Raw genomic sequence first — 18,000 nt, 5'->3', positions numbered from 1 at the left:
GACAGAGGAAACGAGGACGACTATCTTGATTCCAAATCTTAATAAAAAAAAACCGCGGCCGGATGTCGATCGAGCCGCAGTTTTTTTTAATAAGCTAAAGTTTCAATTAATCCCGGCCGTTGAGAGCAATCAGCAGGCGGAGAATAAAGATGAACAAGTTGATGTAGGTCAAGTACATCGACAGAGCGGCGGGTAAATACTGGTCGTCGCGGTAGCTGCGGGGTAATATGTAAAAATCGACGATCGCAGCGCCGGCAAATATAAACACCCCGATGCCAGAAATGCCAATTTCCAACCAAGTTGGGGTGTAGACGCCAAATAGAGAGAGCAGAAACTGACCGCCAACGACGACTAACAAAGCAATGACACCTAAACTGATAGTTTTGGTGAGGGCCATGCCGTCTTGTTCAGAAAGGTTGGAGCCAATTTGGCGGGCGGCGATAAAGGTAATGCCACATCCGAGGGCTGCAAAAGCGATGCCGGAGATGCCGACGCCTTGGGTTCTGAGGGCTGTAAATACCAATCCGCTGAGAGTGTAGCCGGAAAGCAGGCTGTAGGTTGCCAGCAGGGGCAAAGCGGTGTTTTTGTTGCCTTGTTCGGCGGCGCCGCGGGCGATGAAGAAGAGAATTAATTCTACGACGATCGCAGCAATGAAGGTGGGAAAGAAGATCCCAGGATAGTTGCGGATCACTCCGAGGCCCCCGTAGGTGCCGACAGCAGTTAAGACAAGTCCGCCGCCCACGAAGGGGAGAGCGTTGGAGATGACGTTCGGGCCTACCAGCGCGTGGTTTTTGGCCTCGCGCACGGCTTCGCGGAAATTGCTAGTGTTACTCACGAGGATTTACCTAATTTTGGCTGAGAATTTCTATCTATTATTGTGACAGCTTTACACTTTGTTTGCAAAACCTGAAATAGTTTAAAGATTTGATAAAGAACGGGGGTGAAATCACTCCAAACCAGGGATCGATTGTTTATAATAGACTGCGTACAAGTCGGTGCCGTTTCGCTGTCTCGCCGCGTTGCGCCTCGCGGCAAAACTATAATTGAGTTTAAAGGGCCGGCGCTATCTGCCGCCAAGGGCTACCTTAAAGTCGATCAATTTTGGAGGGGGGATTTACGATTGGGGATTAAGGAGTATATGCTAGAGGCATGGGCCACATTTGATTTTAGGTTTTTGATTTGCGACTTAGTTGAAACTAGGGACCAGAAACTTGAATAATCTAAAATATAAAATATAAAATCAGTTCGGTTAATTGCTAAGGTAGCTCAGACACAGGATACCGAGAAAATTAATGAATAGATCGAATTCTATCGACAAACTGCTAAATAGGTAATGTCCAATGCCCACATTTCTTGAGCGCAAATTATTGCCACCTACAGCCGGAATTTTATTGGCTGTCGCCGTTATTTCCGGCGGTCAAGCTGCCGTTGCAGCTAATGTCCGAGCCGTTTCTACCGCTGCTTCATGGCAGGGTTCAGAAAATTTGCTGCTGGCTCAGACCGGTCAACTCCCCCAAAGTACAAGTTCTTCAACCCCGAACCGGGGGACGGCAAACCGCGTACCTCTGCCCGTAAGAATTCCTGAGCCTTCGGCGGTGGTAGGGTTGGGTTTAGTTGCCGGTTCGCTGGCCCTGAGTCGCCGGAGAGTGAGAGTTAAAAATTAGACTTTTTTTGGCAAAAAGTCTAATTTTTGGATTTTTAACCGCAGATAAACGCGAATAAACGCAGATAAATGTGGCTATCAGGATTTTAGCCGATCGCGTCGCGCAGAGCATTTTTAGTCATAGCTGCGATCGACTGTTCGGTAGCTTTGGGCAAGTGATAGTATTTCCCTCCAGAAGTCTTGGCCAATTCCTTCGCAAAGCCAGTCGAAATAAACTTGCTCTCGGTATCAATCACCAGCAACTGCATTCCCAACCCACGAATTTTGGCAGCAATTTCTAACAATTCCTTCTTAATATCAGGCTTTTCTCCATCTACAATCGGTTCGCCCAAAGAACGAGCCAAAGGAATATTACCGCGTCCGTCGGTAATGGCGACAATCGCAACTTGACCGATATCTCCAGACTGCCGCGCGTTGACTCCCACCCGCACTGCTTGAGTCAAACCGTGGGCCAGGGGAGAACCGCCGCCGCAGGGCAACCGTTCCAAACGCTTGCGGGCCAAGGCTATCGAGCGAGTCGGCGGTAGCAGCACTTCTGCTTGTTCTCCGCGAAAGGGAATGAGAGCAACTTGGTCGCGGCTTTGATAAGCTTCTGTGAGTAGCTGCATGACTGCACCTTTGGCAGACTGCATCCGGTTGAGGGCCATCGAACCCGAAGCATCGACGACAAATACGACTAAAGCTCCAGCTTTTCTGGCCAAACGCTTCGCCCGAATGTCTCCCTGTTCCACAAATACACGCTTCTCTCTATTTGTGATTGATCCGGCGGTGGATTCCTGATCTGAATTCCTGTCGCGGCGGGCTTTTTGGTAGGGTGCGGCGGCTCTGAGGGTGGCGTCAACGGCGATGCGGCGGACGGGGCCTTTGGGTAATACTGGCTTGACGTAACGGCCTCTATCTTCCGAGAAAATGGTGCTGCGGCTGCCCGATTTGCCTTGTTTGTTGGCGGATTGTTGGGCGAATAAAAGCACGCTGGGGTCGAGAATTACGCCTTCGGGGTCGAAGAGAAATTCTTCGGGAATGGTATCTTTTTCTGGTTCTTCTTCAGGTTCCGGGTTGTCTTCATCCTCTTGGTCTTCTTCGTCTTCTTGCTCGTTTTCTGGTTCGTCTTGTTCTTGTTCTGACTGCTTTTGGGGAGGCGGTGGAGGGGGAGGAGGAGGAGAGTTTTCGTCTGGGGGAGTTTGGATGATGGTGGCGCGGGGTACGATGACTAATTCTACGGCGCGGCGCAGGTCTTCGGCGTTAACTTCTGTGCGTCCTTCGATGGCGGCGGCGGCTTTGGCGACGCGGACTGCGAATATTTCGGCGCGGTGTCCTTGAACGCCTCCCCGGATGGCTTCTTCTACTAGGTAGGCAATTTGTTCGCGTTTAATGCTGACATCTTTGAGCCATTCTCTGGCTAGGATGATTTGGGTTTTGAGGTTGTCGGTGTCTTCGCTGTATTGATTGAGGAATTCTTGGGGGGAGCGGGAGTAGGATAAAGCTTGTTCTACTGCATAGACTCTTTCTTCTAGTTCGAGTGCTGCATCGGCTGAAAGTACGATCGCGATGCGATCGAGCAAATGTTCTCTCAGCGGCCCTTCTTCGGGGTTGTAGGTGGCGATAAATAGAGGTTTGCAGGGGTGTTGGAAGCTAATGCCTTCGCGCTCTATTTGGTTGCGCCCTTCGGTTAATACTGTTAGCAATTGGTTGGAAATATTGTCATCGAGGAGGTTAATTTCGTCTACATATAGTACGCCTCGATTTGCTTGGGCTAAGAGTCCGGGTTGAAATACGGTTTGGCCGAATTTCACTGATTGTTCGACATCAACTGAACCTAAGAGTCTGTCTTCGGTGACACCCAAAGGAATTTGAATGAATGGTGTGGGAATTATTTCAGTAGTTAAGGAATTAGTATCGGTGGTGTGGGCATCTTGCCCGCCATTTTCTGATAACAAGCCTGATGCTTGTTCTGCAAGAATATCATTAGGTTCGGCGTTGCAAAAAGAATCTTTAACAATTTCAATGGGTGGCAGTAATGAGTGCAAGGCGCGGGCCATTACTGATTTTGCTGTGCCGCGGCGGCCTGCGATCGCAACTCCTCCCAATCCGGGATCGACTGCTGCTAACAGCAGGGCTAATTTGATTGCTTCTTGCCCGACTACGGCGGTGAGGGGAAAGGCTGTGGTGGAAGGGCTAAGGTTGGCTGCGGGCATAGGATTTTCGGATGTAAAAATTTGAACTTAATGTTTAGCTTACTTCTTGGAGTATTTTAACTTCTAGGGGCAGAATCACGGTAAAAGTTGAACCGACTCCTATTTCTGATACTAGCTCGATTTTGCCTTGGAGCAGCGTGACGAGCCGCGATACTATTGCTAATCCCAGGCCGGTGCTTTCGGCAGGAAAGAGCTGTTTGCCGGCTTCTCCTGCTTGAAAGAAGGGGTCAAAGATGCGCTTTGTATTTTCGGGGGCGATGCCAATGCCGGTATCTGTAATTGCGATCGCCCAATTTCCTTCTCCAGCAGGGTGGCAACTTAATTCGATGCTACCAGCTTCTGTATAGCGAATGGCATTGCTCAGCAGGTTGATCAGAATTTGTTGCAGCCGCCCAGAGTCGGAGATTACTTGTGTTGGGCCGCAGTCGCTGGTAACAGCGAGCTTTAGTCCTTTAGCATCAGCAATTGGCTGCATCATTTCTACTACGGTGTTAATTACCGATCGTACATTAGTTCGCTGCAGGTTAAGTTTAATTTTTCCGGCATCGGCGCGAGAAAGTTCTAGCGTGTCATTAATCATGCGGAGCAACTGTCTGCCGTTACGCAATACTCGCTCGATATGTTCGATGCCGGGGAGGGTATCTTTGACTTCTGATTGCCATTTTTCTTTTCGCAGGAATAGTTCGGAATAACCAATAATTGAGTTGAGAGGAGTTTTGAGTTCGTGAGCCAAATGGTAGACGTTTTCTTGATGGACGCTGACAAGGCGAGAGAGTTCTTGATTGGTGAGTTGTAACTGAGTTTGAATTTGTTGAAGTTCCAGCAGCCTCTGAGCAACGTAGCTATTGAAACACTGGGCAATTGCTTCGTCTACTACGGCATCTATCAGCCGAAAAGCTCTGAATACGTCGGTGGTGGTTCCTGCTAGCAAATCTGCTTCTAATTGGGAGAATATTACTTGACGCAATAAGTGGTATTCGCGGGCTACTTCTGCGGCGTCGTAGCCTTGTTCGGCTCTGAGAAATCCGTGATCTAAACTGGCTTCTATTATTACTTTTATTTCGCTGTGTTGATATTGGGAAAGCACTGTGGCCATCGCCGTCAGCAGGTGAGGTATGTGATTCTCGATTGCTGAGTGCGGTAAGGCGTCAGCGCTTTCAATTTTCCGATCCTGACGAACTGCTTCAATCCAGTTTTGGACGATAGTATCGGTTTTTTCGGCGAGCACTTGGCTGTAGTCCATGATTTCTGCGTGGGGGTTGAGTTTGGCAGAGATTGCCCATGCTTCATTGTAGTTGAGCGATCGCCGGATCGCCATATCAAACTTCTGGCGATCGCGACCCTCCCAAAAGAAGTAGTTTTGAGGTTATTTTTTCCGTGTACCGGAGAGCTCTTGATGAGTCACTTCCAGCTTGTTGCTGCCAAAATCAGCACTTAAATTTATTGACAGAAGAGCCATAAAGTAGTATATTCACTCGAACCGAGAGTTTTTAATTTTTAAGTTTTATTTTTTTTAGGGGACTAAATGGAAAACGTGCAAGCTGTGATTGCTGCAACAACATTTATATGTGTAATTTTCTTAATAATTACAGAATGGATACACCTCACAGTTGCGGCATTTCTGGGAGCGGTGATTCTGGTTTTTACCCACGTGATGACGTTAAACAACGCGATCGAATATATCGGTCGCAGTCACGCCACGCTGGGCTTATTCTTCGGAGTCATGGTAATGGTGAGAGCCTTTGAGCCTACCAAAGTATTTGAATACTTGGCAACTCAAATGGTGCTTTTGGCTAAAGGCAAAGGCAAAAATCTATTGCTGGGTATTGTTGCAATTACTACGCCAATTTGTGCAGTTTTGCCCAATGCCACGACAGTCATGCTGCTAGCACCATTAATTCCACCAATGGCAGAAGAAGTCGGTGTAGATTTTGTGCCGTTACTGATTTTAATGGTATTTGTGGCTAACAGTTCGGGACTGCTGACAATCGTGGGCGATCCGGCGACATTCATTGTCGGTGATGCTATTAACATGAGCTTTGCAGATTACCTAGTAAAGTTAAGTTTGGGCGGGGCAATTGCAGTAGGAGTGATAGTAGTTATGTTGCCTTGGCTGTTCCGCGAAATTTGGCACAAGAACTTAGACGATTTGGAACATTTGCCCCACCCAAAAATCAATCACCCGCGAGTCTTAGCAGTAGGCGGCTTAATTATAGCTTTCGTGCTGACTTTTTTTGTAATAGGAGAGTCTCTGCCCGTGCCTATTTCACCGGCAGCCGTTGCTTTGTTGGGGGCTGCTTTGGCAATGCTTTTAGCTCACCATTCCCAAATTGATTCTGTTAATAATATTTTGCGGGATTTAGATTGGAGCACGCTGCTATTTTTTATGTCTATCTTTGTGCTGATTGGCGGTTTAGAAAAAACCGGAGTAATCGGCAGTATATCTGGAATATTAGCCATGATTTTAGGTAAGAATATTTTTCTTGGTTCTTTAGTTTTGTTATTTTTTGTGGGTTTGATGTCGAGCGTAGTGCCAAATATTCCGCTGGTAGTGGCAATGGTGCCGCTGCTAAAACAGTATGTTGTCAATGTCGGGCTTGCACCGGCAGAAGTGCTGGCGCCGGATTTTGCAGGGCAGTTTCCACCTGCTGTGCTGCCGCTGTTTTATGCGATGATGTATGGAGCAACTTTAGGAGGAAATGGCACTTTGGTAGGAGCTTCTTCTAATATAGTGGCAGCGGGAATTTCTGAACAGCACGGACGCCGGATTTCTTTTCAAACTTTTCTGCGTTACGGGCTTCCTGTGATGGCTGTGCAATTGGTGGCTGCGGCTGTTTATGTAACTCTTCGGTTTCTGATTTAAAGAAGTCATTAGTCATTAGTCAACAATTAACAGTCAACAGTCAACAGTTAACAGTAATCTAAACTCCATCCAATTCTAAGGGGAAAATTACAGTGAAGGAGGTGCCAACTCCTACTTCAGAAACTAATTCGATTTTACCTTGCAAGAGGTTGACTAATCGAGCGACAATTGCTAGCCCTAAGCCGGTACTGTCAGGCATCACAGAACCCAGGGAGTTGTTGGCCCGAAAAAATGGCTGAAAAATCTGATCGCAGTCTTCTGAAGCAATGCCAATGCCTGTATCGGTGATGCAGATACTCCAATGTTGGTCTGGCAATAATTCGGTTTTTATGGTAACAGTACCAGCTTGGGTGTAGCGAATGGCGTTACTCACCAAGTTGGTGATAATTTGCTGCAAGCGCAAGTAATCTGTCATAACTTGATCGAGAACCGGATCGCATTCAAGGGCGATCTCTAAATTTTTTGCTTTGGCCAAAGGCTCGATTATTTCGACAACAGTGCCGATCGCCGATCGCAGATTTGTGGCACTTAGCTGCAATTTTATGCGTCCCGTGTCGTACCGCGAGATTTCGAGAGTATCGTTAATTAATCTAAGTAATAGTCTGCCGTTGTTGAGGACTTTATCAATATGTGCCAAATTGGGAGCCGAATCTTTAACTCTAGGATTGTTTATTTGGCGCAAAAACAATTGTGAGTAGCCAATAATAGAGGTGAGGGGGGTTTTCAATTCGTGAGCTAAGTGAGATATATTCTCTTGACTGGCGCGAAGTAAGCGACTCAGCTCTTGATTTGTAAGTTGCAATTGGTTTTGCAAGTCCTCTAGTTCTTGGAATCTTGCCTGGGTATAGGTTTGAAAACAGTCAGCAATTGCTTCGTCGAGGGCAGCGTCAATTAAGCGATAAGCTCGGTTCACTTCAGCGGCTGAGCCTTTTAGCAATTCTGGCTCTAAAGCATCGAAAATTACGGTTCGCAGCAAGCGGTATTCCCGCGCAATTTCTTCGGCATCGTAGCCTTGTTGTGCCCTGACAGTCCCGTGGTCTAAACTTTCTTGTATAACTGCCCGAAAGTCGCTTTCTTCTGATTCGGACAGCATAGTTACGATCGCTTGTAGTACGATGGGAAGGCTGTCGCGCACGGAATCGTAGGTGAGTTGCTTGGCGGTGCCGATTTCCTCGTCGCCCCGAACAGCTTCGATCCAGTTTTGGACAATTATATCAATTTTATCTTGTAGCGCTTGGCTAAAATCTATCATTGCTTTTATAGAAATGAAGTAAGCGATCGTATTTTATATTTCTAGATTACTTTAATAATTAACTTTTTGAATTTTCTCTCAACTTTTGGGCTTCGTAGCCGAGCGCAAATAGCTACTCCTAAAGACGTATTGACAGAATTATATGCTCGTGCTAGCTTATGTTAAATTGGCTTAAAAAGTCAAGCCTAATTCAGCACTGCGCGATCAAACCAAGCGTGTGGCTGGAGCGGAGGAACCAATTTTCGGGGCGAATCTCTACAGAATTAAAAAGCAAAGTTAAAAATTGCCAAATGTGAGTGTAGTTTTTGATTTTGAAATCTAAGGAGAAGGACATCTCTCAGTCCTAGCCCGTCAGCTAACTTCGCAGGCATTGAGAAGAGACTGAAAAGCCAACTTTCTGAACAAGATAGTTTGGCTTCGTCAGTGTCTCAGGTTGGTATTGTTCAAGATTCTTGTACCTGCCCTGACTCTGAAGGAGATTAAAATGTTCATACAGCTTAATTTATCTGCGATCGTACTTGCAGGAGTTGCAACGTGGAAGCGTGTAAAACCCGTTGTCATCCGAGATGCAGTTTTGTTACCTGCTGCGGGTTTTTTGGGAATTATTGGCTTGTGGTGGATTGTTGCCAGCTTCAACAGCGATTTGATTCCCACTCCCTATCAGGCGTTAATAGCTAATTTAGATTACATATTCCATCCATTTTATCAGCGCGGGCCTGGAGATTTAGGTATTGGCTGGCTGCTGCTAGCGAGTTTGCGACGGGTGTTGGTGGGATTTTTCCTGGGTGCAGCAGTTGCGATTCCCGTGGGATTTCTGATCGGGATGTCGAAACCGGCAATGATGGCGCTCAATCCGCTGATTCAAATCTTCAAACCGGTGTCGCCGCTAGCTTGGCTGCCGATAGCTTTATCGATTTTTAATTTAGCAGAGCCGTCGGCAATTTTTGTCATATTCATCACGTCTTTGTGGCCGACAATTATCAACACAGCTTTGGGAGTGTCTAGCGTTTCCAAGGATTATCTGGATGTGGCGCAAGTGTTGGAAATGCAGCGCTGGAGGCGGATTACCAAAATAATTTGGCCGGCGAGTTTGCCCTACATTTTTACAGGTTTGCGGATTAGTTTAGGGATTGCTTGGCTGGTGATTGTGGCGGTGGAAATGCTGACAGGCGGTGTGGGAATTGGCTTTTTTGTCTGGGATGAGTGGAGCCGTTTGAATCTGAGCTCGGTCTTTTTAGCGGTGTTTGTAATTGGCATAACTGGATTGTTGCTCGACGCTGCTGTTGATAAAGTACAGGAATTGGTAACGCATCGATCAATCCAGAGTCATTAGTCATCAGTCATCAGTCATCAGTCATCCTCATCTCTTGACATTATCTGCGTTTATCTGTGTTTATCTGCCTTAAATCTGCGGTTACTCTATCGAGCGAAGATTTAGGCAATTGCTCGTCTATTAGTCATGGCCAATTCTTGAATCTAAAATGGTATGAGTGACAAGTTTTCCAATGAATGGAACCGCCGAGAGTTTTTGCAAGGAATGGGAATGGCGGCGGGAATGGCTTTATCGGGTTGTGGAATTAGCGCGGATCGATCGGCAAAAGGACTCACAGAAGAAGCCTTAGCCGTAAAGCCGGTTGTCGATTCCCGAAGCTTAGAAAAACCCGATTTAACCGTAGGATACGTACCGGTTAATGATTGTGCACCATTTGCGATCGCCTGGAAAAAAGGCTTTTTCCGCAAATACGGTTTAAACGTCCAACTCAACCGCGAAGCAAGCTGGGCAACCTCCCGCGACGGCGTAATCTTCGGCCGCCTCGACGCATCCCCAGTTGTATCTGGCGCCGTCACAAACGCCCGAGTTGGCGCCGAAGGAGCGCGCCACGCACCCCTGTGTGCAGCAATGACAATTCACCGCCACGGCAACGCCATGACGATGAACAAAGCTATGTGGGATTTCGGTTTGCGCCCGTGGCACGAATACAACGGCAATTTAGAAGAATTTGGCAAACAATTTCGAGCCTTTTTTGACAGTCAGCCAGCGGAAAACAGGGTTTGGGCAGTGGTTCTGAGTTCTGCGATTTACGAATATTTTGTCCGCTACATATCGGCGGCTGCCGGTGTCGATCCGTTCAAAGAATTTCGGGTAATTATTGTGCCGCCGCCGCAGATGGTAACGAACATCAGGATTGGCGCCATGCAGGCTTACATGGTGGCAGAACCTTGGAATACGCGGGCTATTCAAGGCAATTTGGGAGTGGGTTTTACCTTCGTGCAAGGCAAAGAAGTTTGGCTGGGACATCCCGATCGCCTTTTGGGAGTAATGGAATCATTCATTGAGGAAAATCCGAAGACTTATTACTCGCTGGTTAAGGCAATGGTGGAAGCTTGTCAGTATTGCAGCAAGCCGGAAAATCGCAATGAAATATCGGCGCTGCTGACTGAGCGATCGTTTACGGGGGCGAAACCGAAAAAAGGGGCGATCGACAAATTTACGCGACCGGCAATTGTTGGCGACTACAACTATGGAGGGTTTGACGGAAAAGACCGCATTATACAATCGGAAGATGCAACTATTTTCTATAACATTCCTAAGAATTTGCCTCAAATACCGGGAAATCATTCAACATTTATGTGGCAGTCTCAGAGTATTTGGTTGATGACTCAAGCCGCTCGCTGGGGACAGATTAAAGAAGTTCCCAAAAATGCTGAGGAATTAGCTAAAAAAGCTTGGAGAACCGACCTTTACCGCAAGATTGTTGCCGAAATGGGACTCGATTGTCCGAAGGAGGATTACCAAGTGGAACCTGCAGAACTTTTTATTGATAAAAAGGCATTTGATCCTAGCGATCCGGTGGGTTATTTGAATAGTTTTGAAATTCGAGCCAACCGCCCTCAGTCTTTTTTTCAGTCTTAATGTTTGATATCTGCTCTCTTCCTTCTGGATTTCTCCCGCTTCCTCCTAGCTCCTCGATCCCCCCTAACCCCCCTTAATAAGGGGGGAACCGGAGCATTCAAAGTCCCTCTTGGAAAGAGGGGACAAGACCATTCAAAGTCCCCCTTAAAAAGAGGATATAAAAGCATTCAAAGTCCCCCTTATTAAGGGGGATTTAGGGGGATCGAGACTCAGCTACAAGCGATATATACAATTACCAACTACCAATTACCAGGTACATCAGATGACTCAAAATACTGCTACTTCAATCAACACCAATAGCCAAGGTTCCAACTCCTATGAATTTCTGGAAATTAACAATTTGTTCAAGTCCTATAAAAATGCTGATGGTAGCGAATTTAGCGTTTTGGAAAATATCAATTTAAGTATTAGAGAAAACGAATTTATTTCGGTAATCGGTCACTCTGGGTGTGGCAAATCAACGCTGCTAAAAATAGTTGCTGGTTTGGAAAAACAGAGCAGGGGAATGGTGACACTGGAAGGAAAAGAAATTCGGAAACCGGGAGCCGATCGCATGATGGTATTTCAGCACTACGGATTGCTGCCTTGGCTGACGGTGCGGGAAAATATTCGGCTGGCAGTTGATGAAGTTTTGCAAAGTCTTAGCCGTCCCGATAAGATTAGTCTTGTCAACGAACATCTAGCAATGGTAAACTTAACGGCAGCAGCCGATAAATATCCAGACGAAATTTCAGGGGGCATGAAACAGCGGGTTGGGATTGCGCGAGCTTTGGCGATTCGACCGAAAATGTTATTAATGGACGAACCGTTTGGAGCCCTGGATGCTCTGACTCGCGGCAAGTTGCAGAAACAGGTGCTGGACATCTGGGAAAATCATAGACAAGCTGCAATGATGATTACTCACGATGTGGATGAAGCTATCTATATGTCCGATCGCATTGTGCTGATGACAAACGGCCCGGCTGCGACGATAGGTGAAATTTTGTCAGTGCCGTTTGCGCGCCCGCGCGATCGCCAAGAGTTGCGGGAATCCCAGGAGTATTACGAACTCCGCAACTATGCTTTGAATTTTCTCGATCGCTACTTTACCCAAGACGAATAACGCCCGACGAACCGACAAAACAATTCACTTAATAGAGGTCAAGCCTGTGAATCTCAAAACAATGTTAGCGCGTTTTGAAAGTGCATTGGGATACCACAACTTAGCAGAAGAAATGGTGTTGCTGCCGGAGCCACAAGTGCAAGGTTCTAAGAAATCCAAAGTTACAAAACAGGCAAAAAGTATCAATTTTATTGTCGGTTACAATAGTTCTCCCAAAAGTCAAACAGCTCTGGACATTACCCTTTGGATGGCGCATCAAACTCGTTTAGTAACCACTAAAGAAGTCACTGTTCAAGTTGTCTACGTGATCGACGAATCGCAAAAAAGTTACCGCGAAGATAGTTGCAAACTTGCTGTAGAAAATGCCTTGGCAGCACAGCCGAAAGTGTCTGATTTAGAGGGAACATTCGCCCTTGATTGTGCAGCACCTGCACTCGCTTTACCAACCGAAATCACATCGCTATCCGAGCAAAACACTTGGATTGATCCGTATTATTTCCAAGCAATTTATGGTCAAAATAATGAGTACGAGGTAGCAGATAAGTTGCTGTGGCAAGCGCGCTGTTTGGCTGAGGAATGGCGCGGTTTATTCAAAGCTCATTTACGCATCGGGCGGGTTGCTACAGAACTGAGAAATGTGGTTGAATTAGAATCAGCAAATTTACTGTTTTTGGGCTGTGGTTCTGGCAACCATCGGCTGGTTAGGGAACTAGGCAATAATTTTCCGTGCTGCGTACTCGGGATTCCTTCGGCACTCAGCTATCACATGGATGTTCAGCCTGAAGAAAGTTTGAGCAAGTTACAGTTGGCGACAACTATACCTGCACGTTAAACTTGTTCACTCGTTGGGCCAGAATCTAATTATGTAAGGTGCGCTGCACCCTACGACTATAATTCGCGCGCCCAACCTTTTTTTGCGTAAATTCTATATCGATCAAAATTAAAAATGGTTTCCTCGCTCGAAGTCCTAATTATGAGAGAATTAGGACTTTTTTTGATTGTGGAGACTTTAAAAATTATCGTCAAGGAAAATTATCGGCACTTATCTGATCATAGACAGTTCGTTAACTAATTTTATCCTTCCCCGACACACAGAACGCAGCAGCCGATCGATCGAGCGTTTGTCTTCCTCAGTCAAATTTTCGTCAAAAATAGCAGCCATCAAACCGTACCTATCGGCTAGAGTAATGTAGCCATTTTGATTCACTTCGGCAAACAGCTCGCCCAAAGCAGATGGAATCAGGTGGACAGGAGTTTGCATAGTAATTGACTCTCTACTCGACAATCGCGCGATCGGGCGTTTCTGCTGCAACAAAAGGCGATCGCACTATAAAATTTTAAGCTGTATTGCCTTTCAAGATGTGATAGTAAACAGCAAAATTTGTGAACAAAATCACAGTAAAAATTTGTGAATTATGATATAGCTTGCAGGTGCGTTTTAGGAAAAACCGAGCAACTGCAAACTAATGTTTTCTATAGATTGAAAATCATCACTTTCTCCACAGGTTCAGCTAACTCAAACTTAAACACCCGCGAATAGAAATAGAATTCGCCGTCAAGAGTTCTTTTAATATTTTCAGCGCGGCGAAAACCGTGCTGTTCCCCTTCATAAGCAACATAAGCAACCGGCAAACCTTTAGCTTTCAATATCTCTACCATCATTTCCGCTTGATTAGGCGGAACCACTTTATCTTCTAATCCTTGAAAGAAGATAACGGGACAAGATAAACGTTCGGCGGAATGAATGGGCGAACGATGTACATACAAATCTTTTCTTTCAGGATAAGGCCCGATTAATCCATCCAGATAGCGCGCTTCAAATTTGTGAGTATCCGTTGCCAAAGCTTCCAAATCGCTAACTCCATAATAGCTCGCACCGGCCTTAAACACATCGCGGAAAATAAGAGCGCACAGAGTAGTGTACCCCCCTGCGCTGCCTCCGGCGATCGCCATTTTTTCGCCATCAACTAAACCATTTTGAGCTAAATATTTAGCACCGTTAGCGCAGTCGTCAACATCGACAATTCCCCAACTATCTTGCAGTCTTTTTCTGTATTCTCGGCCGTAACCAGTGCTCCCGCCGTAATTAACATCGAGCACGGCAAAACCGCGACTCGTCCAATATTGAATTTTCAAATTCATGCTGCTAGAAGTAGCAGCAGTGGGGCCGCCGTGAGTTTTGACAACAAGCGGCGGTTTTTCACCCGCAGGTGCTGCGAAATCTTGATTTTTCGGGGGATAGAAGAAACCGAAAGCAGTCAAATTGTTTTCCGTGGGGAATTCAATTGGTTCCGGTACAGAAATATAACCCGGATTGATGCTTAAGGTGCTCGATTGTCGCAATATTTCTAGTGGATTTGTTGCTAAATTTAGTTGTACAATAGCAGTAGATTCAGTAGGCGAACTTGCTAGAAAAACAACAGTTTCTCCCCGCCCTTTGACAGACGAAATATCGGTGTAAGGAGTCTCAATAGTTGCCAAATGCTTTGTCGTTAAATCTAGACTCGCTAAATACCACAGGCCTTGCTGAGTGTAGGTGCAAATAATTTTGCTTTCCGAGACAACGGCATAAGTAGACATTCCAAAAACCCACTGAGGAAGTCCGAATTCAGCCGCCATTTCGCACAGAGGTTCAACATCTTGCTGTTCCCTCGGCAAGCGGGGATTGACGGTTCTATAGAAGTTCCACCAGTTCGACTTGTCAGAAACAAAATACAAAACTCCATCGGGCGACCATTCCGGTTGAAAAATCGACTCATCAACCCCGCCAGCAACCAAGTATTTTTCACCTAAACAACCGTCAGTATTAATTTCTGCTACCCACAATTCTGTGCCATCCCACGGCATATTTGGATGGTTCCAACAAATCCAGGAAAGTTGAGAACCGTCTGGACTTAAACGAGGGGAAGCATAAAAATCATTGCCTTGAGTTAAGATTTGAATATCTTCGCCGTTATCTAAATTAATGCTAACAATAGTATTGACAGGTTCGCCCTCACCTGCGTGGTCTTCGCGCACGCAAATCAGGCGATTTCTTTGCTTGTCAACTATCGCATCTGCATAGCGACAATTAGCAGCAGGAGTCAGAGGTTTGGGTTGAGAATTTAATGTTTGAACATAAATACGTTGGTCGGCAAAATGAGAAAAATAGACAACACCGCCAGCAACTGCAAAAGCAGCGCCGCCGTATTCGTTAACGCGAGTGCGAACATTAAAAGGATGCGGTGTCACGTCGCTGATTTTACCATCAGGAGTGCGCCGCACGAGGACGCTTCTTCCCGCTTCCGAAGGTCTTCCCTCAACCCAGTAAATATCATCGCCGTCAATAGCAATTTGTCCGAGCCCGACAGTTCCAGAAACAATTAAATCGGAAGAAATAGGTGATTTCCAAGAGCCGTAAGGTGATACTGTATTCATATAGTTGAGGCAGTTGTGTTTTTCGCACAAAAAAATTAATATTTGTACTTTACACTAATTCAGTCACCGGGGAAGCAAAATGTCCAAAAAACTCGTATTAATGGATCACGACGGTGCAGTTGACGACTATCTCTCAGTCGTGTTGCTGATGACAATGGAGGAAGTCGAAACTCTGGGAGTAATTGTAACTCCTGCGGACTGCTACATTCAACCGGCGGTGAGTGCAACGCGCAAAATCCTGGATTTGATGGGGCGTTCAGAAGTTCCGGTGGCGGCGAGTACGGTGCGGGGACTCAACCCATTTCCGGTGTTATTTCGGCGAGATTCCTTTGCAGTCGATCGACTTCCCATTCTAAATGAAAAAGGAACCATTGACACGCCGTTAATATCAGAACCCGGACAAAACTTTATGGTGCGAGTTTTGCAAGATGCAGCCGCACCAGTCACATTAATGGTAACAGGGCCGTTAACAACAGTAGCGCAAGCTTTAGATATCGCACCAGAAATTGAAAACAAAATTCAAGAAATTGTCTGGATGGGAGGCGCCCTCAATGTTATCGGCAATGTTAGCAAAGATATGGAACCCGGACAAGATATGTCGGCGGAATGGAATGCTTACTGGGACCCGATAGCAATCGAGAGAATTTGGCAAACCCAAATTCCCGTTGTCATGTGTCCTTTAGATATCACGAATAATGTACCGCTGACAGTCGAATTTTCCAATCTCTTAGCAAAACAGCGCAAATATCCAATTTCCGACTTAGCAGGACAGTGTTATGCCCTAGCAATATCTCAAGATTACTATTTTTGGGACATTTTGGCAACTGCTTATTTAGCGCATCCCGAATTTTACCAACTGCGAGAATGGGAAACCGAAATAGTTACAGAAGGCATCAGCCAAGGACGCACAAAAGTTAAAACGGGAGGGCGGAAAATTCAAGCAATGGATAAAGTAGACACCGCCAAATTTTACAATTACATATTACAACAGTGGGCGCGGTAAAAAACAAACTGCAAAAGTCGCAAACCATCTTGAAAGACATCTGCGTTAATCTGCGTTAATCTGCGGTTTCCTATAAATCTAAGACTAAATCAAAACATCAAAAAATGTTGCCAATTCTATCAATTATTCCCTTAGCCCAAACCCCTCCCGCACCTCAAGAAATAGTTCAAATCCAAGAAGTGCGACCTCTCCCCGGACAGTTAGACAACATACCAGTATTTAACAGTAACAGTCCCGAATTAGTGCTGCAAGAAGGAATTTTACTTTCGACATTTCCCCCAGATGGTAAAAGATTTCCAGCCGCACATTTAAACTTTCCGTTTCAAGGACGTTTCGACATATTTGCCCACCACATAGCCCGCGCACCTTCGCCGGAAGATTTGCGAACCTTGTATCAAGGAGTAATTGTTTACAATCCGGGCAATAAACCAGTAAAATTAGATATATTGCAAGCTGCGAGTTATCTCAGTCAACCCGATGCACCTTTTATTGAATTGCCGCCGCAAGTCGATAATTCAAACAGCAATATTTACGCGGGGCCGGGAAGCCGCGCTGTGAATGATATTCTCAGAGGAAGGAGACAGTCTGACTTTGAGCCGGTATTAATTATTCCACCGGGAAAAAGCCAATTGTTGATGAATCATCCGATACCGGTGCGGGGATTGGTACCTCCGCTAAACGGTCGATCGACCTTGATGCGGTTACGGAGCGATGGTATAGTCTATGTTGCCAGTCTGGCCATGTTTGCCCGACTTGACCCAGAGGGAAACGGACAGGGAAACGAGCGATCGCCCAACTTAGCAGAATGGCAAAACTTATTAGACAATGGTAATATAGCCGGGCCGCGCGATCGAACTCCCACACCGCCGGAAATCACGGAAGGTCAAATAATTTACGGCCGAGTTGCCGGTGTAGCATTAGGTTCAGAATGGCGAGCACTTCTCTCCGACAACCCCGCCACATCAAACCTAGCAATTCCCCAACCCGGAACAGCATTTTCCTACCCATTAAGCAGCCTCCCGCGCGGAATGCTGGGCACAAATCAAGTGCAAAGTGCGAGAATGCTACTCCGCTACCCAGATACAGCATACCGCGCCCACGGCAATTACGGAATTCAATACAGTCTCAGCTTGCCGCTATACAATTCTACCAGCAACAATCAAACTGTAACTGTCGCAATTCAAACTCCAATTAAGACAGACAAATTAACTTCAGGAGGACTGAGTTTTTTAGAACCTCCGGCACCTCAAACTTTTTTTAGGGGGACGGTTAGAGTGCGTTATACTGATGACAATAAAGTGCCTCAAACTCGGTACGTGCATTTAGTGCAGCGGCGGGGACAGCAGGGGGAACCTTTAGTAAAATTAGAGATGGAATCGGGAGAAAAGCGACTGGTAGAAGTGGATTTTATTTATCCGCCCGATGCGTCGCCTCCCCAAGTTTTGACAGTGAAAACAAATTAAATTTTAGCGGCTGCTACGGGTAGGTAGACGGCTACAAAGACAATGCGTAATGTAAGGATTCAGGTCAAAAAAACTTCGGTGACAAAAGCTGGTAAAATAAACCAATGAAAAAGCCCCCAGCAACCAGA

At 46.1% G+C, this 18,000-nt stretch carries 14 protein-coding genes and 1 riboswitch; of the genes, 8 read left to right on the top strand and 6 right to left on the bottom strand.

The features are described from left to right. Positions 1 to 106: 106 nt before the first annotated feature. Positions 107 to 835: a Bax inhibitor-1 family protein gene (locus QT979_RS21225; RefSeq protein WP_333177599.1), complete on the bottom strand. Its 729-nt coding sequence runs from the start codon at positions 833 to 835 to the stop codon at positions 107 to 109. Between the two features lie 505 nt (positions 836 to 1,340). Here QT979_RS21225 and QT979_RS21220 point away from each other — a divergent pair. After that, positions 1,341 to 1,664, top strand: coding sequence for a PEP-CTERM sorting domain-containing protein (locus QT979_RS21220; RefSeq protein ID WP_333213336.1), 324 nt, complete (start codon positions 1,341 to 1,343; stop codon positions 1,662 to 1,664). An 85-nt stretch (positions 1,665 to 1,749) separates the two neighbouring features. On the opposite strand, the gene bchD is transcribed toward QT979_RS21220, so the two are convergent. Next, on the bottom strand, positions 1,750 to 3,858 hold the full coding sequence (bchD, locus tag QT979_RS21215) for a magnesium chelatase ATPase subunit D (protein WP_333213335.1): 2,109 nt from the start codon (positions 3,856 to 3,858) through the stop codon (positions 1,750 to 1,752). A 34-nt stretch (positions 3,859 to 3,892) separates the two neighbouring features. After that, positions 3,893 to 5,176: a HAMP domain-containing sensor histidine kinase gene (locus QT979_RS21210; RefSeq protein ID WP_333213334.1), complete on the bottom strand. Its 1,284-nt coding sequence runs from the start codon at positions 5,174 to 5,176 to the stop codon at positions 3,893 to 3,895. A 207-nt stretch (positions 5,177 to 5,383) separates the two neighbouring features. Between QT979_RS21210 and QT979_RS21205 the strand changes: the two genes are divergently transcribed. Then, positions 5,384 to 6,721, top strand: coding sequence for an ArsB/NhaD family transporter (locus QT979_RS21205; protein ID WP_333213333.1), 1,338 nt, complete (start codon positions 5,384 to 5,386; stop codon positions 6,719 to 6,721). 58 nt (positions 6,722 to 6,779) lie between these two features. Here QT979_RS21205 and QT979_RS21200 read toward each other — a convergent pair whose 3' ends face one another. Further along, positions 6,780 to 7,973 (bottom strand): HAMP domain-containing sensor histidine kinase, encoded by a 1,194-nt coding sequence (locus QT979_RS21200; RefSeq protein ID WP_333213332.1) that lies wholly within the window; start codon positions 7,971 to 7,973, stop codon positions 6,780 to 6,782. A 172-nt stretch (positions 7,974 to 8,145) separates the two neighbouring features. Beyond that, positions 8,146 to 8,358: riboswitch (cyclic di-AMP (ydaO/yuaA leader) on the top strand. Positions 8,359 to 8,457: 99 nt separating this feature from the next. On the opposite strand from QT979_RS21200, the gene ntrB reads away from it, so the two are divergent. The 4 genes from ntrB (at position 8,458) to QT979_RS21180 (ending at position 12,821) form a co-directional block, all read left to right on the top strand. Further along, positions 8,458 to 9,306, top strand: coding sequence for a nitrate ABC transporter permease (gene ntrB, locus QT979_RS21195; RefSeq protein ID WP_333311605.1), 849 nt, complete (start codon positions 8,458 to 8,460; stop codon positions 9,304 to 9,306). A 153-nt stretch (positions 9,307 to 9,459) separates the two neighbouring features. Next, a complete protein-coding gene (locus QT979_RS21190; protein WP_333311604.1) occupies positions 9,460 to 10,887 on the top strand; it encodes an ABC transporter substrate-binding protein in 1,428 nt (475 codons plus the stop codon). Positions 10,888 to 11,149: 262 nt separating this feature from the next. Next, complete coding sequence (locus tag QT979_RS21185) at positions 11,150 to 11,989, top strand: nitrate ABC transporter ATP-binding protein (protein WP_333311603.1); 840 nt, start codon at positions 11,150 to 11,152, stop codon at positions 11,987 to 11,989. Positions 11,990 to 12,035: 46 nt separating this feature from the next. Further along, a complete protein-coding gene (locus QT979_RS21180; protein WP_333311602.1) occupies positions 12,036 to 12,821 on the top strand; it encodes a universal stress protein in 786 nt (261 codons plus the stop codon). A gap of 210 nt (positions 12,822 to 13,031) precedes the next feature. On the opposite strand, the gene QT979_RS21175 is transcribed toward QT979_RS21180, so the two are convergent. Both QT979_RS21175 and QT979_RS21170 read right to left on the bottom strand, forming a co-directional pair. After that, positions 13,032 to 13,250 carry a hypothetical protein gene (locus QT979_RS21175; protein WP_006632461.1) on the bottom strand — a complete coding sequence of 73 codons (219 nt, stop codon included), beginning with the start codon at positions 13,248 to 13,250 and terminating at the stop codon, positions 13,032 to 13,034. 212 nt (positions 13,251 to 13,462) lie between these two features. Next, positions 13,463 to 15,406: a S9 family peptidase gene (locus tag QT979_RS21170; RefSeq protein ID WP_333311601.1), complete on the bottom strand. Its 1,944-nt coding sequence runs from the start codon at positions 15,404 to 15,406 to the stop codon at positions 13,463 to 13,465. A 79-nt stretch (positions 15,407 to 15,485) separates the two neighbouring features. Here QT979_RS21170 and QT979_RS21165 point away from each other — a divergent pair, with 79 nt between their 5' ends. Both QT979_RS21165 and QT979_RS21160 read left to right on the top strand, forming a co-directional pair. Next, entirely contained in the window at positions 15,486 to 16,409 is a 924-nt protein-coding gene (locus tag QT979_RS21165) for a nucleoside hydrolase (RefSeq protein WP_333213326.1), read from the top strand. 104 nt (positions 16,410 to 16,513) lie between these two features. Next, on the top strand, positions 16,514 to 17,872 hold the full coding sequence (locus tag QT979_RS21160) for a DUF3370 domain-containing protein (protein ID WP_333213325.1): 1,359 nt from the start codon (positions 16,514 to 16,516) through the stop codon (positions 17,870 to 17,872). Positions 17,873 to 18,000 lie beyond the last annotated feature (128 nt).

Origin of the sequence: Microcoleus sp. w2-18bC1 (genome assembly GCF_036700365.1) — a bacterium.
In the GTDB taxonomy this organism is placed as follows: Bacteria; Cyanobacteriota; Cyanobacteriia; order Cyanobacteriales; family Microcoleaceae; genus Microcoleus.
The sequence above is the reverse complement of the archived record's forward strand: the minus strand, read 5'-3'. Positions and strand labels throughout refer to the sequence as shown.